We start from the raw sequence: 26,962 nt of genomic DNA on the forward strand, positions 1-26,962 counted from the left end.
CGTATGAACGACACAAGCTTCGCCACCAACGCGAACGGAACGGGATCACAGCCAAACGCCATCAGTGCAGAGGCTGCCCGTCCGTCGCATCGAGGTGCACGATCTAGGTTTCCAACACCGAGCCCGACAAGCCTCCCGCCGGCAACAACGCATCGCTATCGTCTTTAAGCTTGACGCCCGTCAGCTTCAATCGCGTCGCTTCAGTCAGCAGGTAATGCAGCTTGAACGCGGCGGGATCGTAGGCAAGACCTTCGGGACGCACGTTCGAAATACAGTTGCGTTCAGCATCGCTTTTACCGATGCGCGGCTCATACGTCAGGTAGATGCCGAGACTATCGGGCGAACTCAGACCCGGCCGTTCACCGATCAGCATCACCACGATCCGCGCCCGTAAAAGCTCACCGATACCATCGCCAAGCGCGACCCGCGCTTGCCTTGCGATGACGATCGGACCGATGCTGACCCCAGACAGCTTCGCGCGCATGCGTTCGAGTAATGGCACGGCGTGACGTGCCGCTGCGTAGGCTGAGAGACCGTCGGCGACCACGAATACCACATCGAACGCAGCGGGTGCGGCGGCCGCGTAGTCACGTAACCGCTTTGCACTTTCATCGTCCAGCTTTCTACCCAGATCCGGGCGTCGCAGATAATGCTCGCGATCGGGGGCAGCGCTTTCCGCGTCGAGCGTTTCAAAACCGGACGCATGTAAAGACGCATGCAGGGCGGCCACATCGAGCGGTTGATGCACCGCGTCGCGTGCTTGCGCATGCGAGAGATTAAACGCAAGCAATGGCGCCGTCGGCAGGCTGCTGCCCGCTCGTCCCAGCGCAATGCGCGCGTTCGTGAAGCGGCGCAACGCGTCCCACGGATTGACATCGACGGAAGACGGAGGAACGTCGAAATCGGTCATCAGGCGCTCATCCATTCAAGCAGCGGTTGTGATGCGGACTGGTTCAGCAAAGCGCCGAGTGGACCGGCGATTCGCATCGACTCAAGCCAGGCTTCGAACTCCGGCGCACGCCGCAAGCCGAGTACATTGCGAACATAGAGCGCGTCGTGGAATGACGTGCTTTGATAATTGAGCATGACGTCATCGGAGCCGGGAATGCCCATGATGAAATTGACATTGGCCACGCCCAGCAGCGTGAGCAGGTTGTCCATGTCGTCCTGATCGGCTTCAGCGTGATTCGTGTAGCAGATGTCGCAACCCATGGGGACGCCGAGCAGCTTGCCGCAAAAGTGATCTTCCAGTCCGGCGCGAATGATCTGCCGGCCGTCGTACAAATACTCAGGCCCGATGAAACCGACCACCGTGTTGACCAGCAGCGGGCTGAACTTGCGTGCAACCGCGTAACCGCGCACTTCGCAGGTCTGCTGATCGACGCCGTGATGCGCGTCGGCGGACAACTCGCTGCCCTGGCCGGTTTCGAAATACATCAGATCGTTGCCAACTGTGCCGCGTTTAAGCGACAACCCTGCTTCATGCGCTTCCTGAAGCAGCGCCAGCGAGACGCCAAAACTACTGTTCGCTTTCTCGGTGCCCGCAATCGACTGGAACACGAGATCGACCGGTGCGCCTTTTTCGATTGCAGCAATCGTGTTGGTCACATGCGTGAGCACGCATGATTGCGTCGGGACGTCATAGCGTTGCCGGAAGTCGTCGATCATCAAGAGCAGCGTGGTGATCGCATTCAGCGAATCCGATGCTGGATTGATGCCGATCATCGCGTCGCCGCAGCCGTACATGAGGCCATCGAGCATCGATGCGGCAATGCCCTTGACGTCGTCGGTCGGATGATTCGGCTGCAGGCGCACCGACATATGTCCGGGCAAACCGATCGTATTGCGAAAGCGCGTGATGACCGGCCGTTTCTTCGCGACGAGGATCAGGTCCTGGTTGCGCATGAGCTTCGATACAGCCGCGACCATCTCCGGTGTCAGCCCCGCCGTCACGCGGTTCAGCGCGGCGGAATCGGTGGTGTCGGCCAGCAGCCAGTTGCGAAAGTCGCCCACGGTGAGATGCGAGATCTCGGCGAAAGCCTGGTGAGAATGATCGTCGATGATGAGGCGCGTGACCTCGTCGGTCTCATACGGGATCACGGCTTCGTTCAAGAAGGTGCGCAACGGCACTTGCGCCAGCGCCATCTTCGCCGCCACGCGTTCCTCTTCCGTCTCGGCTGTCACACCCGCCAGCTGATCGCCGGAACGCAGCGGGCTGGCTTTCGCCAGCAGCGTCTTCAGGTCGTCGAAACGGTAAGTCCGCAGACCGATGGTCTCGTTATAGCTCATTGCGTGATCCTTGTTTCAAGGCTTCTCCAGGCACTTATTCGCGCACGGCCAGGGCTTGCGGCCGATCCACGCGTTAACCCGAAGTATGCGGTGAAATTATTAAAGGCCAAAAATGCGGGCCTGGTAATTTGAACGGAGCAGACGGCGTGTCCACGCCGGACCTCCGATATGGACCGCACGCCCGGGCGCATCGTTACCCGAGTTTCCGCGTGCGATAATCCGCTCTCCCATCCGGGTACTTTTGCGCGCCGCACCTTGAAAAACCTGCTTGTATCCCTCGATCGCCTGGCTGATTTCGACGAAATAATCGACGTCCGCACGCCGCTCGAATTCGCGGATGACCATATCCCCGGTGCGCTCAACGCCCCCGTGCTGAGCAACGAGGAGCGGGTGCTGGTAGGTACGATGTACAAGCAGGTGTCACCGTTCGAGGCGGCCCGCGTGGGCGCGGCGCTGGTCGCGCGCAATATCGCGCAGCACCTCGATACGATCTTTGCCGACCGGCCGCGCAACTGGCGCCCGCTGATTTACTGCTGGCGCGGCGGTACCCGGTCAGGTTCCGTCACCACGGTGTTCAGCATGATCGGCTGGCAGGCGCGGCAACTGGAGGGCGGCTATAAAACCTACCGGCGTTCGACGCTCGATACGCTCGATCATCTCCCCGCCACGTTCCGGTATATCGTGCTCACCGGTCCCACCGGCAGCGGCAAGACGCGTCTGCTGCACGCATTGCACGAGGCTGGTGCACAGACGCTGGACCTGGAACAACTGGCGGCGCATCGCGGCTCCCTGCTCGGCGCGTTGCCGGGTGAGCCGCAGCCGTCGCAGAAATGGTTCGAGACGATGCTGGTGAGCGCGTTGCGCAGCTTCGATCCGACACGGCCGGTATTCATCGAGGCGGAGAGCCGGCGAATCGGCGCGATTTCTTTGCCGCTTGCGCTACTGGACACGTTTCATCGCGGCGCGTGTGTCGAGGTCGAGGCAACCCGCGACGATCGCGCCACGTTCCTGCTGCATGACTACGCGCATCTTTTCCAGCATCCGGAAGCGTTCAAGCAGCAACTGTCGCGACTGATCGGGCTGCATAGCCGCGAGCGGGTGAGCGTCTGGCATGCGTTGATCGATGCAGGCCGACGAGCGGAGCTGGCCCGCGAACTGATCGACCTGCACTACGATCCGGCCTATTCACGCAGCAGCCACCAGAATTTCAGCGAATTGCCGCACGCCACGCACATGCTGTTCCGGCCGAACGACGCCGACGTGGTCGAGCAGGCAAGGGCGCTGCTTGCACGGCTCGATACCGCGCAGCAGGCCCAGCCCGAAAAGCCGCCGATCGCGTCGCTCTAACGCCGTTTCATTCCAATACAAGCCACCAAGACCATGCAATCCACACTTCGACAACCACGCGTCGCACTCGGCTGGATCACGTTTTTGCTGATCGCGGTCGGGGGATTGTTCTACGTCAAATGGTTTCCCTACTACAACCGTGCGTTCGTGGCGGCCAGTCAGCATTCCATCGGCAAATCAATCCTGATGGGCGCCGCCGCGAGCGCGCCCGCGCCGTCGTGGCAGGCTGCTATCGACTATGCGTTCGCGTACGGCAAGGCGATCTGGCAGGCAATGGTCCTGGGGCTTCTGCTCGGCTCGGCGGTGCAGGCGCTGATTCCGCCGCAATGGGTGGCGCGCGCGCTCGGCAAGAGCGGCTTTGGCAGTGTGGTGAACGGCGGCCTGATGTCGCTGCCGGGCATGATGTGCACCTGCTGCGCAGCACCGGTCGTGGCCGGCCTGCGGGCGCGTCAGGCGGCGCCGGGTGCGGCCATCGCGTTCTGGCTTGGTAACACGGTGCTGAACCCGGCCACGCTGATTTTCATGGGCTTCGTGCTCGGCTGGCAATGGATGGGATTGCGGCTCGCGCTGGGAATCCTCATGGTGTTCGGCCTGGGCTACGTCGTGAACCGGATGGTGACGCCGAAGGAAGCCGAAGCGTCACGCAGCGAGATGGCGAAGCTCGTTACCGCGGAAGATCCGGGTACGGCGTTCACGCGCTGGATTCGCATCCTCGGACGCATGACGATTCGGCTCGTGCCCGAATACATCGTCCTCGTGCTGGTGCTTGGCGCTGCGCGGGCTTGGTTGTTTCCGCATATTGGTCCGAATATCGACAACAGCGCGCTGTGGATTGTCGGTCTCGCTATCGCGGGCACGTTGTTCGTGATCCCGACAGCGGGCGAAGTGCCGATCATCCAGGCGATGCTGTCGCTCGGCATGTCGGTCGGTCCCGCAGGCGCGTTGCTGATGACGCTGCCGCCGGTCAGCTTGCCGTCGGTCGCCATGCTCGGCCGTTCTTTTCCGCCGCGCGTGCTGACGTTTGTCGCCATTGCCGTGGTCGGGTTCGGAGTGGTCGCCGGGCTGCTTGCGGTGGCGTTGGGGTTCTAGCCGCAAATGATGTAGCTCACATAGCATCCAGGACGCGAGAGGCCGGTTTCAACGCGAGTTGAAACCGGCCTCTCTTTCGTGAGCGTCAGTTGTTTGGTGCGGCGGCGGCTCCTGGGACGCTTCAATGCGCAGCCGCCTGAATCAGCAGCTTGAACGGCAGCGCCAGCAGCATCGCGCCACCCACGCCGACACACCAGAGCGCGACGAACCACAACGTGCTCTTGAGGCCCGCACCTCTGCGGCGTTTGATATCAGTCTCAATGATAGTGATGTTCGCCATGGCGCACCTTCCCGCGAAAAACCCAGTAACCAAGCGTCGTGTACGCGATGATCACGGGCAAGATCACCGCCGCGCCAATGAGCGTGAACTTCTGGCTCGAGTGCGGAGCCGCGAGCTCCCAGAGCGACACGCCGGGGAATATGGCATGGGGCGAAATGCTCGCCACCAGTCCGCTATAACCGAGCAGCACGAACGCCAGCGCCATCATGAACGGCCGCGTTTCGTGCCGTGAACGGATGGACCGGCGCATCAGCCACGCACATGCGACCACGAGTACAGGCACCGGCAGGAAGCGATAGAACCAGGGGGTATCGAACCAGCGCGTGGCAATGCCTGCGTCCTGCAGCGGCGTCCAGATACTGACGACCGCAATGGTCCCCAATTGCAGCAGCGTCAACGGCCACACGATTCGATAAAAACGCCGTTGCAGATCGCCTTCCGTTTTCGCGATCAACCAGCAGCAGCCGAGCAGTGCGTAAGTGACCACAAGGGCCAGTCCGGTGAACATGCTGAAGGGCGTGAACCACGTGAAGGCGTCGCCGGAAAACCGGCCATCGGCGACAGGAATTCCGTTAAGAAACGCACCAAGCGTCACGCCCTGAAAGAACGTCGCGCCCGCCGATCCGCCGATAAACGCAAGATCCCACATGTGCTTCGTGCGCGTCGCCTTCGAACGGATCTCGAACGTGACTCCGCGAAAGATCAGGCAGACCAGCATGAACATCAACGGCAAATAAAGCCCCGACAGCACGGTCGAATAGATCATGGGGAACGCGGCGAACAGCCCGGCGCCGCCCAGCACGAGCCAGGTCTCGTTACCATCCCAGACCGGCGCAACGGTGTTCATCATGACGTCGCGATCACGCTCCTCGGGGAAGAACGGAAACAGGATACCGATGCCGAGATCGAACCCATCCAGTATTACATACATCAGTACGCCCAGCGCGATGATCGCTGCCCACGTCAAGGACAAGTCCATGTCAGGCTCCTTCGATTGAATGCGTCGCGGCGGACAGCGGCCGGCGCGCGGTGTGGTTGTCGTCGTCCATGCGCGGTGCGTGAGTAATTGTGCCGGGCGACGCGGGACCTGTTTTAAGCAGCTTGAGCAAGTAGTAGATGCCAGTCCCGAACACGAGCGTATAAACAATCACGAAGATCAGCAGCGTCGTGCCCACTTGGTGCGCGGTGACCGGCGACACAGCCTGCGCCGTGCGCATCACGCCGTAGACGACCCATGGCTGACGTCCGGCTTCCGTCGTCACCCAGCCGGCCAGCAGCGATATGAAACCGGACGGTCCCATCACGAGCACGAAGCGCTGGAACATCTTCGATTCGAACAGCTTGTCTTTGCGCCGCAATACGAACCCGGCCACGCTCATCAGGATCATCAGTACACCGAGCCCGGCCATGATCCGGAAGCTCCAGAACACGACTGTGGAATTCGGCCGATCCTCTTTCGGAAACGATTTGAGGCCACGGATTTCACCGTCCCAGCTATGCGTCAGGATCAGGCTGCCCAGGTGCGGAACGGAGACCGCATACTTGGTGGTTTCGGCTTCCATGTCCGGGATGCCGAAGAGGTTCAGCGCAGTGCCGCCTTTCTCCGTATCCCACAAGCCTTCAATAGCCGCGATCTTCGCCGGTTGATATTCCCGCGTGTTGAGACCGTGCTGGTCGCCGACGATGGCCTGAAGCGGGGTGAGCACCAGCAGCAGCCAGAGCGACATCGAAAACATCTTCTTGATGGCTGGGTCCTTGCGTCCCTTCAGCAAGTGATAAGCGGCCGATGCCGCCACCACGAGCGCAGCGACAATGAACGCCGCGATCGCCATATGCGACAACCGGTACGGAAACGACGGGTTGAAAATGATCTTGAACCAGCTCACCGGCACGACATGATCGCCTTCGATACGAAACCCCTGCGGCGTCTGCATCCAGCTATTCGATGCAAGAATCCAGAAGGTCGAGATCAGCGTGCCGATGGCGACCATCAGCGTCGCGCCGAAGTGCGCCTTGGGTCCAACCTTGTTCCAGCCGAACAGCATGATGCCGAGGAAGCCGGCTTCCAGGAAAAATGCGGTCATCACCTCATAGGCGAGCAGCGGGCCGGTGATTGGGCCGGCAAAGCTCGAAAAACCGCCCCAGTTGGTGCCGAATTCGTAGCTCATCACGACACCGGAGACCACGCCCATGCCAAAGGCGACGGCAAACACCTTCGACCAGAACAAGCATAACTCCTTGTAGACCGGCTTCCCGGTTTTGAGCCACATGCCTTCGAGCACGGCGATAAAGCTCGCCAGGCCAATGCTGAGCGCCGGAAACACAATGTGGAAAGAGACCGTGAAAGCGAACTGGATACGCGCCAGGTCGAGCGCTTGTTGAGTGGCATGCATGGCAGGTTGTGCAGCCATCGCCCGCGCACTCGAAAACGAGCTCGCGGACGGGCGCTGGTTGGTTGGATTGAGTACGACGGAAGTGACTCTAAGCCAATTTTTGAGATGAATGGTGCGGCGCGGCAGAAGACAGGAATGCGCGGAAATGTCGCAATTTTTGAGATGGATGTCCTACAACTTATTGTTTATTCGTGATTTTTTTGAGAGCGAGCGTTAGTGCTCGAAACCGCCAGCTTGCCATTTCCGCGACAATCAACCGCACTGCGTCAAAGACAATCCGGCGCGTCGTGATCTTGTCGGCGAGATTCTCCGGTGGTGCGCCGCCATACGCCGGGTACCATCACGCAACGGCATCGCGGCAGTTTTCCACATCGGGATAACAGGCCTGCAGCAAGGCACAAAGCAACCAGACACCGCAACGGGAGAGAGAAATCATGCGTCTTGATGACGAAGCAGAGAGCCGCAATGTGGAGGACCGGCGTGGCGCCGGGGGAGGCGGGGGCGGAGGATTTCGCATCGGCGGAGGGCGCTCGATTGGTATCGGCACGATTGTCGTGGCGTTGGCGGCCGCCTACTTTTTCGGTATCGATCCCATGCTGATCCTGAGCGGCGGTTCGACCGGGCAGAGTGGTTCGCAGACTGCTCCATACAGTCAGCCGCAAACGCAGCAGCGGCAGATGGACCCAAGCGTTCAGCCGCAGGCGAGCGCGAACGATCGAGACGCGGTGTTCGTGCGCCGGGTGCTCGGCAACACCGAGCGCACATGGCAGCAGATTTTCCGGACCCGCTACAACCAGGATTACCCGGCGCCGAAGCTCGTTCTTTTCACCGGAGGCACCGCGACCGCGTGTGGAACCGGCCAGTCAGCCATGGGGCCGTTCTACTGCCCGAACGACCGGACGGTGTACATCGATTTGTCGTTCTATCGCGAGTTGCGCGACCGCTTTGGCGCGGGCGGAGATTTTGCGCAGGCGTACGTGATTGCACACGAAGTCGGCCACCATGTGCAGAACGTGCTGGGCATCATGAATAAAGTCGATGCCGCCCGGCAACGGATGTCGCGGGAACAGGCCAACCAGTTGTCGGTGCGTGTCGAGTTGCAGGCGGATTGTTTCGCGGGTGTCTGGGCCAACGTGGCCCAGAAGAACAACGCGAAGCTGATCGAGCCCGGTGACTTCCAGGAAGGGCTGAACGCGGCGGGCGCAATAGGCGACGACCGGCTGCAGAAGCAGACGCAGGGGCGCGTGGTTCCGGAAGCGTTTACGCATGGCACGAGCGCGCAGCGGCAGCGCTGGTTGAATCGGGGCTTGGCGACTGGCGATCTGGGGCAGTGCGACACGTTCGGCTCCAAAACGCTCTGAGCGCTCTTCGTTCCTGATCACCGGGCAACGCAAGTTTCACTGTCAAAGCGCCCGAAGGTTGGGCGCTTTGTTCATGAAAGACCGTGAAATAGTAGTGAAAACCGTTAATTCGACGGATAATTCGGGCAGAACGCGCGCTGCGGAACTTACAAATCCTGACAGCGCGGCATTAAGCCAATTTATTTGAATTCCGGTTTTCAAATCGATCATGATCCGAATGGCTTTCGATCTACCGAAAGCGTTACCGGTCAAGCGATCCAGCCGTCAAGCGGTAGCGGTTCATGCGTCGCGGCATGAATCCACGCGCAAGCGAATTAAAGGTCCCATAGCATCCCCATGAAGCGAATCCTGATTGTCAAGGTGACATCGTTGGGCGATATCGTAGAGACGCAACCTGTTGTCTCCGATCTTCGCCGTGCATTTCCGTCCGCCAAGATCGACTGGGCGGCAGACGCGGCCTTTGCCGACATCATTCGCTGGAATCCGGCCGTGGACCGTGTGTTGAGCGCGCCGCTGCGCAAGTTCAAGAAAGCACGAAGCTGGTCAGACTTGAAAGATATCGCTGCGTCGATCGGAGAGCTGCGGGCCGAGAAGTACGATGTGATCCTGGACATCCATGGCGTCTACAAGAGCGCGATCATCGCGTTCCTGGCTCGCGGACGGCGGCGTTACGGTTACAAGAACAAGGATCTGGGCGAACTCGGTGCGGCGTTTGCGTACAACAAACGTTTCGGGCCGAGGCCGAAAACCGATGCGTGGCGTGGCATGCGCGTGAGCGTGGCCGATGCGCTGGGTTATACCTTCGACGAAACCCCCGACTTCAATCTTCATCTGCAACCATTGGCCACGCCGCTTCAGCTTCCGCACGGCGCACCCATCGCCATGCTGTTCCACGCTACATCCGCCGATGAAAAGAAGTGGCCGATCGACCGATGGGCCGAGACGGGACGTTCGCTGACCGCGCGGGGTTATCGGATCGCGCTGCCATGGGGTACCGAAGGCGAGCGCCGGGAGGGCGAGCAGATTGCAGCGCTCGTGCCGGGCGCGATTGTCTTGCCGAAGCTGACCGTGAGCGAGTGCGCGCATTGTATTGAGGCGTCGGCGCTGGTCGTGGGCATGGATACCGGGCTGGTCCACCTGGCGTATGCGTTGGGCCGGCCCACAGTGATGATTTTCACGGCGACGTCGCGCGAGCATTTTGGCATCGGCACGTCGACGCATTCGGTTTCTGTCGGCGACCAGCATGCGGCGCCGAATGTGGCGTTGGTGCTGGATGCTATAGAAGGCGTGTTGACGGGATCGATGGCGCCCGCCGCTCACGATGTCGCGACGGGGGCCGTGTCCTGATTCGAGCTTCGAGAAAGCGTGCTGATGCGCGTTTAAGCGGCCGAAAATCCATCCGGGAATAAGCGCCCGATCGCTGCTTCGAAGTGCTCGATTGGCGCCGCGCCGCGCAACGCGATGGGCGGCGGCGGTTCCTGACCCGCAACGCCGTCACGCGACAGCACGACGAACGGCACGCCCGTCACGCCGAGCTTCTTCGCGAATTCTTCGTCTTCGATCACTGCGTCGGTGAGTTCATCGCCGAGCAATGCTTCTTCCAGCGATTCCGGATCGATGCCGCACGTGGCGGCAATATCCAGCAGCGCATCCGTGTCGCCGATATCGATGCCGTCCTCGAAATACGCCTTGAAGATTGCACGATGCACAACGTCGAATCGCCCCGACTCGCGCGCGAAAAATGCGGTTTCGAACGCCTTGCGGCTACGGGGTTGAACCGGCGGAAGGCGCAACAGCAAACCGCGTTCGTTGGCTACCGGGTAGACGGAGTTCTCCCAGGTCTCGTGCAGCTCGTCACTATCCGGGTCGAGCGTTTGCATGGGCTCGGGGCGCAGTTCGAACGCGTGCCAGCGAACTTCGACCGCGTCGCCATAGGTGTTCTTGAACTGGTCGATGACCGGCACTTCCAGATAGCAGAAAGGGCACACAAAGTCGGACCAGACATCTAGGTAGAGCTTGGAGCTTGTCATATACGGCTCGTTTGATATTCGGCGAAATTCAGTCCGGAATTCTACCGCGCATTCAGCTTTGGTTCGCCGGCCGTGCTTAGGTCATATTTAGCCGCAGCCTTCGGCCTCCCGCTCGGCGAGGCCATTGCGAGTGGGCGTGTTTTTCCTCGGCAACGCCGGGCGGGACCAACTGAGCTGGTATTGGTACCCCGGATCGGGATCAATGATCTGATGACTGAATGACTTGGTGACCGCGTCGAACGGCACCCGCTTCAACTCTTCCGGGATTGCGTGGTCGAGCGCGGTGGAGCATCGGGTGACGAGCGCCGACTGGGCGAAGTATTTGGCCGATGCATGCAGCAACTCAACCCGAAAATGAATCAGCCGGATAGGCTGGTCCACGCGCTGGCGCAGATAGGTTTGCGCTCTCTCATCCGAGTCGTCGATGTCCATTCGGAGCTGAACCACCTCCGCTTCGTTGAACATCCGTACGCGTGGGAACGTCAGCGTAACGCGCTTGGTGTTTTCTCCCGCGACCGGCTCGACCGCCGAGACGGTTTGAAGATCGGATGTGACGATGGGTGCCTTGCTGCCTGTCCACAGGAATTTATGCGTGAACCGTTTCTCGAAGGCCGTCTTTATCTGAATATGCCGGTGCGTCTCATGTACGAAATTCTTTCCGTCGAGCGTGGTGTAACGGAAGAAGCTGGAGATGCAAAGATATCCTTCCGGATAATGCAGCTTCGAGAATGTGTCGAATGCTTTTCGCGCCAGCCACGCAACATAGCCCGCGCATAATAGACAAATGGCTAAAGCTGCCCATGACTTCCAGCGGTCTGCCACCAGATCGGTTGCGCTAACGCCGACGATTGCGACGAGCGAAGCAAGATTGCCAGCGAGTCGCCACATTCTCTATCTCAAGAATTGATGTTTAAAAAAAGGGGGCTCAAAAAAAAGTAAGGGCGCCTGTAGGCGCCCTTCGGAGGAAACACTCGTTCTCGTTAAGAAGCATCGCCGCCCATAAGCCCTCCACTTATCAAAGAAGTCACCGCTATGAAGTTAGCTCACGCTAATTTCGATGTATCCGCAGGCACATTGCTAACACTACCCTTTTGCACCTCGTTTATCTAGGGGCCAACGCGGCGACAGAGGGCGTGCCAATCCGAATCGCGATGCCATGTCTTGCCGGCGTCCTTGCTGCAAGGGCCTTCGGGGCAATGCACGCCATAAACGCCATTTGTAATATTTTGCACCATTCGCATTCCTGTGCTTTGCGCGCTTAAAACCCGCCGTCCAGTTCAATCTTCGTGCCGTCGCTGAACCGGCTCAGCCGGAACGCTTGCGGGTCCACCAGCGGTTTATCGTTCGCGACCATATCGGCCATCAGCTTTCCGGCACCCGGCCCGATCCCGAAGCCGTGACCCGAAAACCCCGTGGCGATGAACATGCCCGGCACCTGTTGCGCGGCCGAGATCACAGGCACGGCATCCGGCGTGACGTCGATATAACCCGCCCATGCCTGCGCCACTTTCACGTGTCCAAGTGCCGGGAAGAGGGCACGAAACGCGTCGATGGCGACATCGTTGAATTTTTGGGTGGGCGCCGGATCGAGCGTGCGAACGGTTTCAAATACCGTCGGCTGATCAAGGCGCCATGTCCGGGGCTGGCGCAACGCCTCGAAGAATCGTGCGCCGAGCGCGAAGTCCATCGACCTGAACTGGCTTTTCAGCGCGGGCAGGTATTGGCTGAAGAGCCGGAAGCTGTCGGGCGTTATCTCGGCCAGACTGCGGAACGCATTTGCGATCGTGTAGCCGCCATCCAGCCGCTTGCGGTATCCGACCGTCAGGTTGCACGCACTGACTTCCGGTCCGCCGTCGATTGGTTCCGTGCGCAGGACAGACGAGCGCACCGACAGTTGCGGCAGTTCGACGCCAACGCTGCCGGCAAACAGGCGTGTCCACGCGCCGCCCGCCGCTACCACGCTGGAGCAGCGGATCGGGCCGTATTCGGTCACGACGCCGCTGATCGCGCCCGCGCTCGTTTCGATGCCGCGCACCGCGCACGGCGTTAAAACCTTCACGCCCTTCGCACGGAGCGCGTGGGCAATGGCGGGTGCCGCGCGCTGCGGCTCCGCGCGGCCGTCGGAGGGTGTGTAGATGCCGCCGGGAAACTTGTACGCCGCGCCCGGCATGAGTGCGGCCGTCTCGTCGCTTGATGTGATGCGTGAGTCGATACCCTCGCGGCCCACCAGGCCAACGGCGCGCGCCAGCCAGCTTTCGTGATCGGCGAGCGCCTTGAGGTCGGCGGCGGCGTAGAGGATGCCGCATTCCCTGAAACCCGTGTCAATGCCGAGCGTGCGGTCCAGTTCGCGCCACAGCTTGAGGCTTTCGAGACTCAGTTCCAGCTCGCGCAAGTCGCGATGTGTCGCGCGGCACCAGCCCCAGTTGCGGCTGGATTGCTCGCCGCCAATCTGGCCTTTCTCGCAGACGGCTACTGAAATGCCCTTGCCGGCGAGAAAAAGGGCCGTGCTCACACCGATAATGCCGCCGCCGATAACGACAACATCGACGCGCTCGGGTAGGTCACGATCTTCGACAACTTCAACTACTGGCGGACCCATCTATCCTCCTTTGTAAGGGACCTGCGCCGGAAGAATGGATCCGGCAACACACCCGCTGTGCTTTCGGGCATCCTGTGTGCTTTCCTCAACCCGATGGCGCGTCAAAGCCGACCGCGTATTTCAGTCGGCCTGACGGTCGATTCCATGCTGCGGCTGTATTGCGCGGCATACCCACCCTGACTTTCTGGAGAACACTCGTGCAAAAGACAGCATCGGCAAAATGGAGTGGTGGCATCAAGGACGGTAAAGGTTACATTTCGACGCAAACCGGCGTATTGAAAGACGCGCCTTATGGTTTTGCAGCCCGTTTCGAAGAAGGTCCGGGAACGAATCCCGAAGAACTGATCGGCGCTGCGCATTCGGGTTGTTTCACGATGGCGCTGTCCCTGCAACTTACGCTGGCGGGCCTCACGGCGGAAAGTCTGGAGACGAAGTCTACCGTGACGCTGGATAAGGACGGCGACGGCTTCACGATCACCGCCTGCCATCTGGATCTCAAAGGCAAGGTGCCCGGCACCGACGCGGCCACCTTCGAGAAGCTCGCTAACGCGGCAAAAGAGGGCTGCCCGGTGTCGAAGCTGTTCGCTGGAAACGCGAAGATCACGTTGAGCACGGAATTCGTCTCCTGAGTTTTGTTTGACCGGTGTACTCACGGGCGCGGCCACGAAACTAGCCGCGCCCTTTCTTTTGTGCGGAGTGAGCCGTCCGTGGCTGTCGTGAGGCCCTCCAGGTTGAGCGCCGCAGACTTGCGCGCGGATGGTCAGCCACCAACCGACACATGCGACCGACTAAAATCAAGGACGCGACTTATCCACATTTTTTGTGGATAGCCATGTGGACAACATGCGTGAGCAGCCGCCAACTCACTGACGCATAACGGTTTAGGGTTCCCCAACGTTTTGCAGGCAGGAACGCTGTCCACAGCCGGCCATGCATCTTCAGACGGTTGTTGCAAGCCTTGCAAGCGGCCGTTCGGGTCAAGAACCTGTAATCTGAGGGCACTTTCAACTAATCGGGCCGGACTGAACCCTACCGCCGGTCAGGCTTCCTGACACTTCCTTCCATACGCAGCACTGCCTGGAGCATCCATGAAATTCAAGCTGGACTGGACGTGCATTGCGCCATTTGCCGCACTTGTCATCCTGGGACTGACGTTCGCCATGCCGAACGGCTTCCTGTTAGTACTTGCCGCCATCGCACTCGCGGCGGCCGTGTTCGCCGCGGTCCATCACGCTGAAGTGGTGGCGCATCGCGTCGGTGAACCGTTTGGCACGCTGGTGCTCGCGATCGCGGTCACGGTGATTGAGGTGGCGCTGATCGTCTCCGTGATGGTTTCAGGCGGTCCGGAAAAAGCGGCGTTGCCGCGCGACACGGTGTTCGCCGCGATCATGATCGTGTGCAACGGCATTGTCGGGATTTGCCTGCTCGTGGGCGGGATGCGCCATCACGAGCAGAATTTCCAGTTGCAGGGCGCGAGCGCGACACTCGCTATCCTGTGTGCGCTGTCCGTACTGACAATGGTCTTGCCCAACTTCACCAGCACGGTGGTAGGGCCGGGGTTGTCGACGTCGCAACTGGTGTTTGTGGGCGTGACGTCGCTGGTGCTTTACGTGGTGTTCGTGTTCGTGCAGACGGTGCGGCATCGCGACTATTTCCTGCCGCCGGTGCCGGCGCTCGATCCGAATCGCGCCGAATCCGACGACGTTCACGCCCCGCTGCCGACCAATGGTTACGCGTGGGCTTCCGGCGGTTTGCTGCTGCTTTCGCTGATTTCAGTGGTCGGGCTGGCGAAGTTGCTGTCGCCGGCGGTCGAGGCGGGGGTTGCCAGTGCCGGAGCGCCTGAAGCGGTGGTGGGGGTGGTGATCGCTGCACTGGTGTTGCTGCCGGAAGGCGTCGCCGCATTGCGCGCTGCGCGCCTGAACCGGTTGCAGACGAGCTTGAATCTGGCGCTCGGGTCGGCGCTGGCGAGTATCGGGCTGACCATTCCTGCGGTGGCGGTGGTGTCGCTTGCGATCAGCCAGCCGATCGCACTTGGCCTCGCTCCGAAGGAAATCGTACTGCTCGCGCTGACCTTGATCGTGAGTGTCCTGACGCTTGGCACCGGGCGCTCGACCGTGCTGCAAGGCGCCGTTCACCTGGTTATTTTCGCGACCTTCCTGTTTCTTTCCGTCGTGCCTTGAGCAATCCGGGGGACAGGCGGCACGCCGTTGGCGCCCGGGACAGGTCTGGAATACAAGGGCTGGCCAATCCGGGCAAGAGCCGCGCGCCGTTGCGCTGACGCCTCCCATACCGCGCTGATCGTAAAATTGTTTTTGCAACGCAGCATCAGATGCGTATAATCAGGGTATTCCCTAACGGGTAATCCCTAATTCAAGCTGAGGTGCTCTCATGAAAACCACCGCTCAAAGTTCGTTGCTGGTTTCGTTCGGTTCATGGTTCCGCAAGGCGAAGGCCGTTGTCAGCCGCGAAGCGGCACACGCGCTGAACCTGCATCTGCAAAATTGCGCAGTGCTGGCTGAAGCGTATCGCCGGAAGTAAATCGGCTGTAGCCTGGCCAAGCGCGGAATCGGCTTACCGGTCGAGCTGTTCCATCGCTCTCGAACGTCGGTTCAAGCGTCTTCGTCCAGGTGAGTAGGGTTGCCGGGAAAATCGCCGGCAACCGGGGCGTCATTCTGAACGTGCTGACTGGGCTGAATGCTCGCCAGCCCGTCAGGTCAGATGGCCCATCCGCCGAGATAAAACACGGCAAGCACTGCGGCAATCACCACCGTGCCAACGTTGAGCTTCTTGTATTCGCCGGCTATTACGCGCCCGACCACGAGCGTGCAGAAGCCGAGCATGATGCCGGTCACAATATTCGCCGACAGCACAATGAATACGGCGCAGACAAGACCTGACATGGAGTCGACAAGATCGTCCATGTGGAGCTTGCTCACGCTTGCGAGCATCAGCAGGCCGACGTACATCAGCGCCGGCGCCGTTGCGTACGAGGGCACGAGTCCGGCGAGCGGCGAGAAGAACATCACCAGCAGGAACATCACGCCAACGGTTGCGGCCGCCAGGCCCGATTTCGCGCCTGCCGCCACGCCCACAGTCGATTCAATATAGGCTGCAGCTGGCGCACCGCCCAGGCACGCGGCGACGATCGAGCTGACCGAGTCTGCCGTCAACGCACGGCCGCCGTTCACAATGCGGCCTTTCTCGTCGATCTGGCCTGCCTGGCCTGCCACTGCGCGAATCGTGCCGGTGGCATCGAAGACAGCGGTCATCACCAATGCGAACACACTAGGCAGCACGGCCAGCGAAAGCGCGCCGCGAATGTCCATGGCGCCGATCAGCGACGCATGTCCAGGTGCACTCAGCGAGGGCAGCGCGAACACGCCGGTGAACCGGACGGCGGGATCGAAGGCCAGTCCCAGCGCCGACAACCCGACCACCACCAGCAAGATGCCGCCCGGCACGCGCCGGCGTTCGAGTCCGATGATCGCCGCGAGCCCGAAGATCGACATCAGCACGGGAAACGCCGTGATATGGCCGAGCGAAACGGGCAATCCCGCGCCCGGATTCTTGACGATCAGGCCGACATCGTTCGTTGCGATCAGCAACAGAAACAAGCCGATACCGATCCCCGTGCCGTGCGCCACGCCTGCCGGCAGATTGCGCAGGATCCACGAGCGCACGCCGGTGACGGAGATCGCGGTGAAGGTGACGCCCATCAGGAAGACGGCGCCAAGCGCGACGGCTGGCGAGAGCCCTTTGCCCAGCACCAGCCCGAACGCGGTGAACGCCGTGAGCGAGATTGCGCAGCCTATCGCGATAGGCAAGCGAGCCCAGATGCCCATCAGGAGCGAGCCGAACGCCGTCGTCAGGCAGACCGCCACGAACACGGCGCGGGTGTCGAATCCGGCCTTGCCGAGCATCTCCGGGACGACGAACACGGAATAAACCATCGCCAGGAAGGTAGTGATCCCGGCGATCACTTCGCGCCGTTGCGTACTGCCGCGTGCACTGATTTGAAAGTATTTGTCGATCAATCCGCTTGATTGGGACGCGGGTGCGTCATCCTGGATGTCGATGCCGCCAAGCGGCTGGACGTGGGGTTCCATCATGAGCTGTTCTCCTTTATCAGCAGGCTGAAACAAGCGGGCCGGATGGTCTTTCGCAGACCGGGCGCGCCGTCTTCAGGGTCGTCTCGATAGGTTTATTTGTCGTGTTGGCGGGAGCCAACGCACTGGACTGGGCCAGAACAGAGACTAGGGCAACATAAAGCCGCCTCCAATCTCAAAAATGGGATTCCAGTCATGCCGCGATCCTTATAAGGTCCGTTTCGCATTGGCTTTGACGGAGCACGCGTACGATACAAAACAAAAGGGCCAGGTCTTGGATGACCTGGCCCTTTCGTCTGACTACAACCTGTCTGGAACAACCGCTGCCGCTTACTGGATCACACGCGTCACGCCGCGGCCACGGGGATCGGCAGCCGGTTCCGGCGTCTTGTCATTGATCTTGATGACCTGGATATCGCCGTTGAAACCCTGTTTCGCGAGCGTATATCCCTTCGCTTCCAGTTCCTTCGCGAGATCGCCGTCAATGGGCTTGTACGGCTCCCAGAAAATCGTGTTCGGCGGGAGCAACTGATGATGAAAGCGCATTGCCGCGACGGCGTCAGGCAGCGGCATGGAGAAGTCGTAGACGTTGGTGATTACCTGAAAGATCGATGTAAAGATACGCGAGCCGCCCGGCGTCCCGATCACCATGGCGACCTGATCGTCCTTCGTGAGGATGGTCGGTGTCATCGAGGAAAGCGGGCGTTTGCGCGGCTCAATGGCGTTGGCGTCGCTGCCGACTACACCGAACATGTTCGCGACACCCGGCTTCGAGGAGAAGTCGTCCATCTCGTCGTTCAGCACAACACCCGTGCCATCCACCACCACGCCTGAGCCGAAATAGCCGTTGATGGTGTACGTATTCGATACCGCGTTGCCCCACTTGTCGACCACCGAGAAGTGCGTGGTTTCAGCCTTTTCCGGCATGGTGGTGCCCAGGCCCGGAACGACGCTCTTGGTGTCCGACGGCGTGTCGGGATTGACCTCCGATGCACGCTTGAGGATGTAGTCGTCGTCAATGAGCTGGGCGACCGGCACCTTGTAGAAATCGGGATCGCCGAGATACTGGGCGCGGTCCGCGAACACGCGCTTTTCAATTTCCGCGGTCAGGTGAATGTACTGCGCGGAGTCGAGCAGCACGTTGGCATACTTGTCCTTGAGATCGGCCTTCATCTTCAACAACTGAACGAGACCGATACCACCGGAACTCGGCGGCGGCGCGGTGATGATGCGATAGCCGTTCCAGCTCGCGAGCACCGGCTGGCGCCAAACCGCCTTGTATTCCTTCAGGTCCTGCGATGTGATCAGGCCATGGCCTGTCATGGCAGTTGCAATCAGGTCCGCTGTCTGTCCTTCATAAAATCCCTTCGCACCCTTGTCCGAGATGCGCTGAAGCGTGGCCGCCAGCTCCGGCTGTTTGAAGTTGACGCCTTTATTCAGGGTTCCGAAGTAACTGTCGAAGTTGGTCTTGCCGGCGAAGTCCTTCGATGCGGCGTCCTTGCGTTCCTGCAATTGGTCGCTGACTTCGAAGCCGTCCTGCGCGTACTTGATCGCGGGCGCGACGACCTGTTTCCATTTCAGCTTGCCGAAGCGCTTCTGCGCTTCCCACATGCCCGAGACTGTACCCGGCACGCCGACCGCGCGATATCCGTACAAGCTCATGCCCTTGATGACTTCACCTTTGTCATCGAGATACATGTTCTTCGTGGCGGCAATGGGGGCGCGCTCGCGATAGTCGAGGAAGTAGGGACGATGATCCACGTAGAGCGTCATGAAACCGCCGCCGCCCAGGTTGCCCGCTTCAGGGTAGGTCACCGCCAGCGTGAAGGCGATTGCGACGGCTGCATCGACGGCATTGCCGCCTTCCTTGAGGACCTGCTCGGCGGCGTCGGCTGCGAACTTGTCGGCGACTGCCACCGCCGATGCGGTCAGGACAGCGGGTTGCGGCGCGACTTTCGCGTAGGCGGGCGTGCTTTCGACAAACCCGAACGAGAGCGAAAACGCTGCTGTAGCGAGCGTTCCAAGCGCGAACGGACGTGTCCGGTGCAGCAAACTCACGGACTTCTTCATGGACATCTTGCTCCTCCTGAAAATGGGTGCCCGCCTGCGGGTGAGCGTGGGTAACCGGTTGTAACCGGTGTTCCGCGTCGCCTTTTCCGGTGCCGCGCTCAAGCGGAAACGCTCCGGGGCTTATACCACGGGCGTAATTGATTCCGAAAGGGTGGGAAGCCCCGTGCTTGGACCGTGAGCAGGCTCAGGCCGTCCGGAGAGAGGCGATAGAGTCGCGTGATCCGAGTGGCCGCGCGGGCAAGTTATCCCGCGGACCGCTTGTCCTGAGTCGGGCTCGCGTCTCAGGAATGCGTTTCAGGCCTCTTGTCAGGCCTCGGCACCCGCAGGCGCCGACGTTTCGTCGAGAGAGTACGTGGCCACCACGCGCAGCACCGACTCGCGAAACGAAGCAACCAGATCCGAGCGTATGCCGCTGCTCGGATACGACAGCACGTATTCATATTCGATCGCGGCATCGAACGGCCGCACGACCACGCCGTGCGCGCGCCACACCTTGGCTGCAAACGGTTCGACAATCGATATACCCAGGCCGCCCGCCACCATCGCATAGCGTGTATGCGCGGTGTCGGTCATGACCGTGTAGTTCGCCCGGTTTTCGCCGGCCGCGAACAGCGACTGCTCTGCCGCATAGGGCTGCCGTGAATTCGGCAACCAGCCGATGATGCGTTCGCCGCGCAGGTCCTCGAGCGTCACGCATTTTTTCTTCGCCAGCCGATGCGACGCCGGCATGGCGCACTGCCCGCGCGCGTGCAGCAGTTTCTCCACCTCGATCCCGGCAACCGCGGCAAACGACTGGCTGATCGCAACGTCAGCCTTGTGGTTCTGCAAAATGGTGAGGACCTCCGGCACCTTGACCGAATCGACGCGAATGGGCACGCCCGGATGACGCTCGACGAAGTCGGCCAGGATGGGCGGCAGCAGGGTGCTCGCGACCACCGGCAAGCACGCGATGGTCAGCCCTTCGGAAGCCTCGTCGCGAATGATTTCGGCGACCTGTTTGAGGCGTTCCAGCCCGAGGAAATTCTCTTCGACCGACTTGTAAAAGCGCAATCCTGCGTTAGTCGGATTCAAGCGGCCGCCCACGCGGCTGAACAGGCTAAAACCGAGGTCGGCCTCTAAATCCGCGATCAGGCGGCTGATGGCGGGTTGCGTGACGTGAAGCGCGCGCGCGGCCCCGACGCTGGTACCCATCATGATCAATGAGCGAAAAGCTTCTATCTGTCGAAAACGGATCATTGTCTTGCATCTACCTTCGTGATTCTCAAGGACGCCGATGGTAGCGCGATCCGCGCGTGCTTGCTGACAAACGGCCGCGCGCGCGTGGATATAGCACAAGTGAAACGCGCAAGCTCCTGCCTATACCCAAAAGACATGGTCTATAAGCACATGTGAGTGGATTCCACTTTATTGCTCTGAAATACTCCCGGCGAACTCGCTTATACCGTCGGTTCGTAGGATATGTGTAAAGATTTTTGAAGGCAACTGTTGGAGAAGGAAGCGAATGTGGGTCGCGGGCAGGCACACGATGCCAACGCTCCAACTGCAAATTCGAAAGTGAAATGTTAGGTGGGCTAAGATGCTGGCCGCCGTCGGTCTGCTTCGGCATACGAACGGCGGTACATAGCGACAAAAAGCTACACATAACGGCACGAATCGGCGTGTTGCATAGGGTCAAAAGCCCTTATGCTCCAGCGCTTCGTGCTTGATGCACACATGAATAATAAGGATTCCCATGACGTTGTTTGCAGCTCTCGTTGCCCGTAGCGCACGCGTTGACGCGTTTTTTCGTCCAGGCGATGCTGTTCATCGCCGCGTGCCGGGCAAGTGGCTTCCGGCCCTTGCCGCGAGTGTCTGTGTTGCAGCCGCAAGCAACGTTCATCTGGCTCATGCGGCTATCGTGCCGCCCGGCGTGCAGCTTGCCGCCAAGCAAGAGCTCGTGCGTAACAACGCGTCCGAGGTCGAGACCCTCGATCCGAACCTGGCTGAGACCGTGCCGTCCAACAACGTCACGCGCGACCTGTTCGAAGGGCTGACCGCAACCGATGCCGACGGCACCGTCGTGCCTGGCGTGGCGGAAAAATGGGAGCAGAAGGATGCAACCACGTGGATCTTCCATCTGCGAAAGAACGCCAAATGGTCCAACGGCGAGCCGGTGGTCGCAAGCGATTTCGTGTACGGCTGTCGGCGGCTTGTCGACCCGAAAATTGCTTCGCCGTATGCCAGTACGTTCGGCATCTTCTTGCTGAATGGTGCTGAAATCGTGGCGGGCAAGAAGTCACCGGACACGCTGGGCGTGCGCGCCATCGACCCGTACACGGTCGAGGTCAGGACGCCGTATCCGGTGTCGTTCATTCCGGAACTGATGTCGAATACGAATCTTGGTCCGATCAACAAGACCGCCGTCGATAAATACGGCAAGGACTGGACCAAACCCGGCAAGCTGGTGAGCAATGGCGCATTCATGCTCAAGGACTGGCAGGTGAACAACAAGCTCGTGCTGGCGCGCAACCCGCAGTACTGGGACGCAGCGCACGTGCAACTGTCGCAAGTGACGTATCTGCCGGTCGAGAGCGAGACTTCGGATATCAAGCTGTTCCAGTCGGGCGACAACGACTGGGTGTATCAGCTGCCGTCCGGCATGTACCCGAAATACAAGCAGGAGTTTGCCGCCGACATGAAGATCGCCCCCATGCTCGGACTGCGCTACTACTCGTTCAACAACAAAGACCCGTTGCTCAAGGACGTGCGCGTACGCCAGGCGCTTTCCATGGTGATCGACCGTGACATCCTCGCGCAACGTGTCACCGCGGACGGCCAGATACCAGCGTATGGCGTGATCGTGAAGGGCGTGAAGGGCGCGGATGTGACGGCCTACGACTGGTCGACATGGCCGATGGCCAAGCGTGTGGAAGAAGCGAAAAAGCTGCTGGCGCAAGCGGGCGTGAAGCCGGGTACGACGCTGCACTTCGCGCTGAACACGAGCGACTATCACAAGAAAATGGCTATTTTTGCGGCCTCCGAGTGGAAAACGAAGCTCGGTCTCGATACGCAGATCGACGCGATGGAGTTCAAGGTCCTGCTGAAGAAGCGCCATGCCGGCGACTACCAGATCGCACGCAATGGCTGGGTGGCGGACTATAACGACGCGACCACGTTCCTGCAGCTTGTGCAATGCGGTTCGGACCAGAACGACAGCGGCAATTGCAATCCCAAGGCCGACGCGCTGATCAAAGAAGCGAATGAAAGCACGGACCAGGTTAAACGCACCCAGTTGCAAACCCAGGCCGCGAAGCTTGTGATGGATGACTATCCAATCCTGCCGTTGCTGCAATACACCACGGTCAGGCTGGTCAAGAGCTATGTGGGCGGTTATTCGCTGAAGAACCCGATGGACCGTTACCGCAGCAAGGACATGTACATCGTGGCGCATTGAGCGCTACGACAGATCCGCAATATTATCCAGCAAACAGCATGAGGCGGTTGCCGTGACACGCTAAGTCGCGGCTCGCGAGGAGAGATGTTCAATGTGGTCTTATACGTTGAGGCGCGTGCTGTTGACGGTGCCTACGCTGCTGATTGTCATCACGGTGTGCTATCTGCTGCTGCACGCTACGCCGGGCGGTCCGTTCGACGGTGAACGCAAGGTGTCCGCCGAGGTGCTCGCCAACCTGCAGGCGAAATACCATCTCGGCGAACCGCTGTGGAAGCAGTATCTGCTGTATCTCAACAGCCTCTTGCACGGCGACCTGGGCGCATCGTTCCGGTACGCCGACTGGAGCGTCAATGACCTCGTGCTGCGTGCGTTGCCGGTGTCATTGACTATCGGTGGCGTATCCATGGTGCTCGCCATTGTGCTCGGTGTCGTGCTTGGTATTGTCGCGGCGCTCTATCGCAACAGCCCGGCGGATTACCTGCTGATGATCATCGGCAATGCGGGCAGCGCGTTCCCTTCTTTCGTGATCGGACCGGTCCTGATCCTCGTATTTGCAATCCTGCTGAAGTGGCTGCCGGCCGGCGGCTGGAACGGCTTTCATGTGCGCTACATGGTGCTGCCGGTTGCGCTGCTCACCATCATCAACGTGGCGACCGTGGGGCGCGTGACACGGGGCAGCCTGATCGAAGTGATGAACACCAACTACATTCGAACAGCCTACGCCAAGGGCCTGTCGCGCTGGACGGTCGTGCTGCGCCATGCACTTCGGCCCACCCTGATCCCCGTGGTCTCGGTGATCGGTCCGCTTGCGATCGGCTCGATCACGGCGGCGGTCGTCACCGAGTCGGTCTTCTCGTTGCCGGGCATCGGCAAGCTGATCGTGAACGGCGCGGCCAACCGCGATTACACGCTCGTGCTGGGACTGGTCGTGCTGGTGACGGTGGTCGCGGTGCTGCTCAATCTGCTGGTCGATCTCGCGTATGCGTGGCTCGATCCGAAAATCCGCTACTGAAATAATGAGTCAACCAGCATGAGGTCCGCAATGAAACAAGGAACGCTCGTCCCCGCGCTCGAGAGCGTGCTGGCCGTGCCGGTGGAAGGGCGCAGCCCATGGCAGGACGCCCGTATGCGCTTCGCGCGCAACAAGGCCGCTGTAGCGAGTCTCGTGATCCTGCTGCTGATCACGCTGGCCTGCGCCATCGGCCCGATGCTGCTGCCTAACGCCTTCGATTCCACCGACTGGAACATGATGAGTTCCACGCCAACGTTTGCCAACTGGCATCTGTTCGGCACGGACGATACCGGCCGCGACCTGCTCGTGCGCTGCCTGATTGGCGGGCGCGTCTCGCTGATGATCGGCGGGCTCGCCACGCTGACGTCGGTGACGCTCGGCATTGTGTGGGGCGCGATCGCAGGCTTTGTGGGCGGCCGCGTGGACAACGCGATGATGCGTATTGTCGACATGATGTACGCCATCCCGTACCTGCTGATCGCCATCCTGATGGTCACGTTGCTCGGCCGCGAGTTCTACCTCGTGGTGCTGACCATCACCGTTTTCTCATGGATGGACATGGCGCGCGTGGTACGTGGCCAGACGCTCGCCATCCGCTCCAAGGAATACATTGAAGCAGCGCGTGCTATCGGTGTTTCCACCACCGGCATCATCTTGCGTCACATTGTTCCGAACCTGCTCGGCATTGTGGCAATTTACACAACGGTTACGGTTCCTGGCGTTATTCTTACGGAGTCCGTGCTATCGTTTCTTGGACTCGGCGTACAGGAGCCCATGACCAGTTGGGGCGTGCTGATCCAGGACGGTGTTGGTGTCATGGAAACGGCGCCCTGGATTCTCCTGTTCCCGGCAGCGTTGTTGTCGGTGACGCTGTATTGCATCAACTTTGTCGGCGATGGTCTGCGCGACGCGCTCGACCCGAAGGATCGGTAAGCACCATGTCCCTGCTCAAGGTAAGTAATCTGGAAGTCGCGTTCGACTCGCCTGACGCCGTGGTCCGCGCAGTCAACGGCGTGAGTTTCGACCTGGAAGAAGGCAGCACGCTGGGCATTGTCGGCGAATCGGGGTCGGGCAAAAGCCAGAGCGTGCTCGCCATGCTCGGGCTGCTTGCGAGCAACGGCCGCGCAAAAGGCAGCGCGATTTATCAGGGTGAGAATCTGCTGACCATGCCGGCGAAAAAGCTGAACCGCATTCGCGGCAATCGGCTTTCCATGATTTTCCAGGATCCCATGACATCGCTCAATCCGTATCTGAGCATCGAACGCCAGATGACGGAAGTGCTTGAGCTCCATAAGAACATGACGCGCCGGGCGGCGAAGAAACGCTCGATCGAGATGCTGGAAGCGGTGCGCATTCCCGAAGCCGCACATCGTATCGATCAATACCCGCATGAACTGTCCGGCGGCATGCGCCAGCGCGTGATGATCGCCATGGCGCTGCTGTGCGAACCGCAAGTGCTATTCGCCGACGAGCCCACCACCGCGCTCGACGTCACCGTCCAGGCGCAGATACTTCAGTTGCTGCGCAACCTGCAAAACGACTTCGGCACGGCGATCGTGCTGATCACGCACGATCTCGGCGTGGTCGCCGGTTTGTGCGAGCAAGTGATGGTGATGTACGGCGGCCGTGTCATGGAACAGTGCAACGCGGACAACCTGTTCGCCCGTCCTTCGCATCCCTATACGATCGGTTTGCTGCGCGCACTGCCGAGGCTCGATCAAAGCGATGCGCCGCTTGTCGGCATTCCCGGCAATCCACCGAACATGGCGCATCCGCCATCGGGTTGTCCGTTCCAGGAACGCTGCGTCGACGCAAGTGAGCGTTGTGCGGAAGCAGTCCCGCCGCTCGAACCGTTTGGCGGCGACACAACCTGGCTGCGCGCCTGTAATCGGCCGGTCGAGCAGATGAAGTCGTTGCACGAGGTGGCCCATGTCTGAGCAAACCATCCTGTCAGTACGCGATGTCCAGGTTCATTTCAACGTCAAGGCGAAGAGCAAGCTGCCGTGGGCGCCGTCGCGCACGCTGAAGGCGGTGGACGGCGTGAGCTTCGACCTCAAGGCCGGCGAGACGCTCGGCGTGGTGGGTGAGTCGGGTTGCGGCAAATCAACCTTGTCACGCGCCATCCTCAACCTCATTCCCGCTACGCACGGCGAAATCGTGTGGATGGGCAAGGATCTCAGCGGCGCAACGGCGAAAGAGTGGCACGGCGTGCGGCGCGATATCCAGATGATTTTCCAGGACCCCCTTGCTTCGCTCGATCCACGCATGACGGTCGGGCAGATCATCGCGGAACCGTTGCGTGAACATCGTCCGGGCATGTCGAAGGATGAGATGAACCAGCGGGTGCGCGCAATGATGGGGAAGGTCGGCTTGCGCGAGCAGATGATCAACCGCTATGCGCACGAATTTTCAGGCGGGCAGTGCCAGCGTATCGGGATTGCGCGTGCGTTGATCGTGGAGCCGAAGCTGATTGTCTGCGACGAACCCGTGTCTGCGCTCGATGTCTCCATCCAGGCGCAGATCGTCAACCTGCTCAAGTCGTTGCAGCAGGAAATGAAGCTCGCGCTGATCTTCATTGCGCACGATCTGGCCGTGGTCAAGCACATCTCCGACCGCGTGATGGTGATGTACCTCGGTCACGTCATGGAGCTCGCCGACAAACACTCGCTGTACGCACGCCCCCGGCATCCGTACACGCGCGCGCTGCTTTCCGCGGTGCCGGTGCCTAATCCGGCCATCGAACGCACGAAGGTCGTGCAGATCCTGTCCAGTGATATTCCCAGTCCGATCAATCCGCCAACGGGTTGTGTCTTTCATACTCGTTGCCCCATAGCGCAGGCGCGTTGTGCTGTCGACGTGCCGCCGCTGCGCACGCTTGAACATGGAGTTGCGGCCGCCTGCTTACTCGCCTGATTTGCCTGATTTGCCTAATGAAGAATAAGCGCCTGATTTA

Annotated in this window: 23 protein-coding genes; 12 read left to right on the forward strand and 11 right to left on the reverse strand. The window is 60.4% G+C overall.

Going from position 1 to position 26,962, the window contains the following annotated elements:
- Positions 1-103: 103 nt before the first annotated feature.
- Entirely contained in the window at positions 104-910 is an 807-nt protein-coding gene (gene eutC, locus ACSOSP_RS39215) for an ethanolamine ammonia-lyase subunit EutC (protein ID WP_455314383.1), read from the reverse strand.
- Positions 910-2,289, reverse strand: a complete 1,380-nt coding sequence (locus ACSOSP_RS39220) for an ethanolamine ammonia-lyase subunit EutB (protein WP_455314384.1) — start codon at positions 2,287-2,289, stop codon at positions 910-912. Before ACSOSP_RS39220 ends, eutC begins: the two co-directional genes overlap by 1 nt.
- A 255-nt stretch (positions 2,290-2,544) precedes the next feature.
- Here ACSOSP_RS39220 and mnmH point away from each other — a divergent pair, with 255 nt between their 5' ends.
- Positions 2,545-3,636: a tRNA 2-selenouridine(34) synthase MnmH gene (gene mnmH, locus ACSOSP_RS39225; RefSeq protein WP_455315379.1), complete on the forward strand. Its 1,092-nt coding sequence runs from the start codon at positions 2,545-2,547 to the stop codon at positions 3,634-3,636.
- Positions 3,637-3,669: 33 nt separating this feature from the next.
- Positions 3,670-4,725: a permease gene (locus ACSOSP_RS39230; protein ID WP_455314385.1), complete on the forward strand. Its 1,056-nt coding sequence runs from the start codon at positions 3,670-3,672 to the stop codon at positions 4,723-4,725.
- 121 nt (positions 4,726-4,846) lie between these two features.
- On the opposite strand, the gene ACSOSP_RS39235 is transcribed toward ACSOSP_RS39230, so the two are convergent.
- From ACSOSP_RS39235 to ACSOSP_RS39245, 3 genes are read right to left on the reverse strand one after another with little or no spacing between them, the layout of a single operon-like run.
- Positions 4,847-5,005, reverse strand: coding sequence for a hypothetical protein (locus ACSOSP_RS39235; protein ID WP_455314386.1), 159 nt, complete (start codon positions 5,003-5,005; stop codon positions 4,847-4,849).
- The gene (gene cydB, locus ACSOSP_RS39240; RefSeq protein ID WP_455314387.1) at positions 4,983-5,984 is read right to left on the reverse strand and encodes a cytochrome d ubiquinol oxidase subunit II; all 1,002 of its coding nucleotides are present in this window, start codon (positions 5,982-5,984) and stop codon (positions 4,983-4,985) included. The genes ACSOSP_RS39235 and cydB overlap by 23 nt, the downstream gene beginning before the upstream one ends.
- Position 5,985: 1 nt before the next feature.
- Positions 5,986-7,398: a cytochrome ubiquinol oxidase subunit I gene (locus ACSOSP_RS39245; protein ID WP_455315380.1), complete on the reverse strand. Its 1,413-nt coding sequence runs from the start codon at positions 7,396-7,398 to the stop codon at positions 5,986-5,988.
- Positions 7,399-7,832: 434 nt separating this feature from the next.
- Here ACSOSP_RS39245 and ypfJ point away from each other — a divergent pair, with 434 nt between their 5' ends.
- Complete coding sequence (gene ypfJ, locus ACSOSP_RS39250; protein WP_455314388.1) at positions 7,833-8,759, forward strand: KPN_02809 family neutral zinc metallopeptidase; 927 nt, start codon at positions 7,833-7,835, stop codon at positions 8,757-8,759.
- 336 nt (positions 8,760-9,095) lie between these two features.
- Complete coding sequence (waaC, locus tag ACSOSP_RS39255; RefSeq protein WP_455314389.1) at positions 9,096-10,106, forward strand: lipopolysaccharide heptosyltransferase I; 1,011 nt, start codon at positions 9,096-9,098, stop codon at positions 10,104-10,106.
- Positions 10,107-10,138: 32 nt separating this feature from the next.
- Here waaC and ACSOSP_RS39260 read toward each other — a convergent pair whose 3' ends face one another.
- The 3 genes from ACSOSP_RS39260 to ACSOSP_RS39270 all read right to left on the reverse strand — a co-directional run bounded on the left by ACSOSP_RS39260 (position 10,139) and on the right by ACSOSP_RS39270 (position 13,388).
- Positions 10,139-10,789: a DsbA family oxidoreductase gene (locus ACSOSP_RS39260; RefSeq protein ID WP_455314390.1), complete on the reverse strand. Its 651-nt coding sequence runs from the start codon at positions 10,787-10,789 to the stop codon at positions 10,139-10,141.
- An 87-nt stretch (positions 10,790-10,876) separates the two neighbouring features.
- A complete protein-coding gene (locus tag ACSOSP_RS39265) occupies positions 10,877-11,611 on the reverse strand; it encodes a hypothetical protein (protein WP_455314391.1) in 735 nt (244 codons plus the stop codon).
- A 436-nt stretch (positions 11,612-12,047) separates the two neighbouring features.
- Positions 12,048-13,388 carry an NAD(P)/FAD-dependent oxidoreductase gene (locus ACSOSP_RS39270; RefSeq protein ID WP_455314392.1) on the reverse strand — a complete coding sequence of 447 codons (1,341 nt, stop codon included), beginning with the start codon at positions 13,386-13,388 and terminating at the stop codon, positions 12,048-12,050.
- 197 nt (positions 13,389-13,585) lie between these two features.
- Here ACSOSP_RS39270 and ACSOSP_RS39275 point away from each other — a divergent pair, with 197 nt between their 5' ends.
- From ACSOSP_RS39275 to ACSOSP_RS39285, 3 genes are all read left to right on the forward strand, one after another.
- Positions 13,586-14,017, forward strand: a complete 432-nt coding sequence (locus tag ACSOSP_RS39275) for an OsmC family protein (protein WP_455314393.1) — start codon at positions 13,586-13,588, stop codon at positions 14,015-14,017.
- Positions 14,018-14,476: 459 nt separating this feature from the next.
- Positions 14,477-15,568, forward strand: coding sequence for a calcium:proton antiporter (locus tag ACSOSP_RS39280; RefSeq protein ID WP_455314394.1), 1,092 nt, complete (start codon positions 14,477-14,479; stop codon positions 15,566-15,568).
- A 208-nt stretch (positions 15,569-15,776) separates the two neighbouring features.
- Positions 15,777-15,926: a hypothetical protein gene (locus tag ACSOSP_RS39285; RefSeq protein ID WP_455314395.1), complete on the forward strand. Its 150-nt coding sequence runs from the start codon at positions 15,777-15,779 to the stop codon at positions 15,924-15,926.
- A 176-nt stretch (positions 15,927-16,102) separates the two neighbouring features.
- On the opposite strand, the gene ACSOSP_RS39290 is transcribed toward ACSOSP_RS39285, so the two are convergent.
- From ACSOSP_RS39290 to ACSOSP_RS39300, 3 genes are all read right to left on the reverse strand, one after another.
- Positions 16,103-17,497, reverse strand: coding sequence for an NCS2 family permease (locus tag ACSOSP_RS39290; protein WP_455314396.1), 1,395 nt, complete (start codon positions 17,495-17,497; stop codon positions 16,103-16,105).
- 327 nt (positions 17,498-17,824) lie between these two features.
- The gene (ggt, locus tag ACSOSP_RS39295) at positions 17,825-19,564 is read right to left on the reverse strand and encodes a gamma-glutamyltransferase (protein WP_455314397.1); all 1,740 of its coding nucleotides are present in this window, start codon (positions 19,562-19,564) and stop codon (positions 17,825-17,827) included.
- A 306-nt stretch (positions 19,565-19,870) separates the two neighbouring features.
- Positions 19,871-20,758 (reverse strand): LysR substrate-binding domain-containing protein, encoded by an 888-nt coding sequence (locus ACSOSP_RS39300; protein ID WP_455314398.1) that lies wholly within the window; start codon positions 20,756-20,758, stop codon positions 19,871-19,873.
- A 538-nt stretch (positions 20,759-21,296) separates the two neighbouring features.
- On the opposite strand from ACSOSP_RS39300, the gene ACSOSP_RS39305 reads away from it, so the two are divergent.
- From ACSOSP_RS39305 to oppF, 5 genes are all read left to right on the forward strand, one after another.
- On the forward strand, positions 21,297-22,997 hold the full coding sequence (locus ACSOSP_RS39305; RefSeq protein WP_455314399.1) for a peptide ABC transporter substrate-binding protein: 1,701 nt from the start codon (positions 21,297-21,299) through the stop codon (positions 22,995-22,997).
- Between the two features lie 91 nt (positions 22,998-23,088).
- Positions 23,089-24,009, forward strand: coding sequence for an ABC transporter permease subunit (locus ACSOSP_RS39310; RefSeq protein WP_455314400.1), 921 nt, complete (start codon positions 23,089-23,091; stop codon positions 24,007-24,009).
- Between the two features lie 30 nt (positions 24,010-24,039).
- On the forward strand, positions 24,040-24,942 hold the full coding sequence (locus ACSOSP_RS39315) for an ABC transporter permease subunit (RefSeq protein ID WP_455314401.1): 903 nt from the start codon (positions 24,040-24,042) through the stop codon (positions 24,940-24,942).
- 5 nt (positions 24,943-24,947) lie between these two features.
- Entirely contained in the window at positions 24,948-25,946 is a 999-nt protein-coding gene (locus ACSOSP_RS39320; RefSeq protein ID WP_455314402.1) for an ABC transporter ATP-binding protein, read from the forward strand.
- Positions 25,939-26,922 (forward strand): murein tripeptide/oligopeptide ABC transporter ATP binding protein OppF, encoded by a 984-nt coding sequence (oppF, locus tag ACSOSP_RS39325; protein WP_455314403.1) that lies wholly within the window; start codon positions 25,939-25,941, stop codon positions 26,920-26,922. Before ACSOSP_RS39320 ends, oppF begins: the two co-directional genes overlap by 8 nt.
- The last annotated feature ends 40 nt before the right edge of the window (positions 26,923-26,962 follow it).

It is taken from the genome of Caballeronia sp. KNU42 (assembly GCF_053760385.1).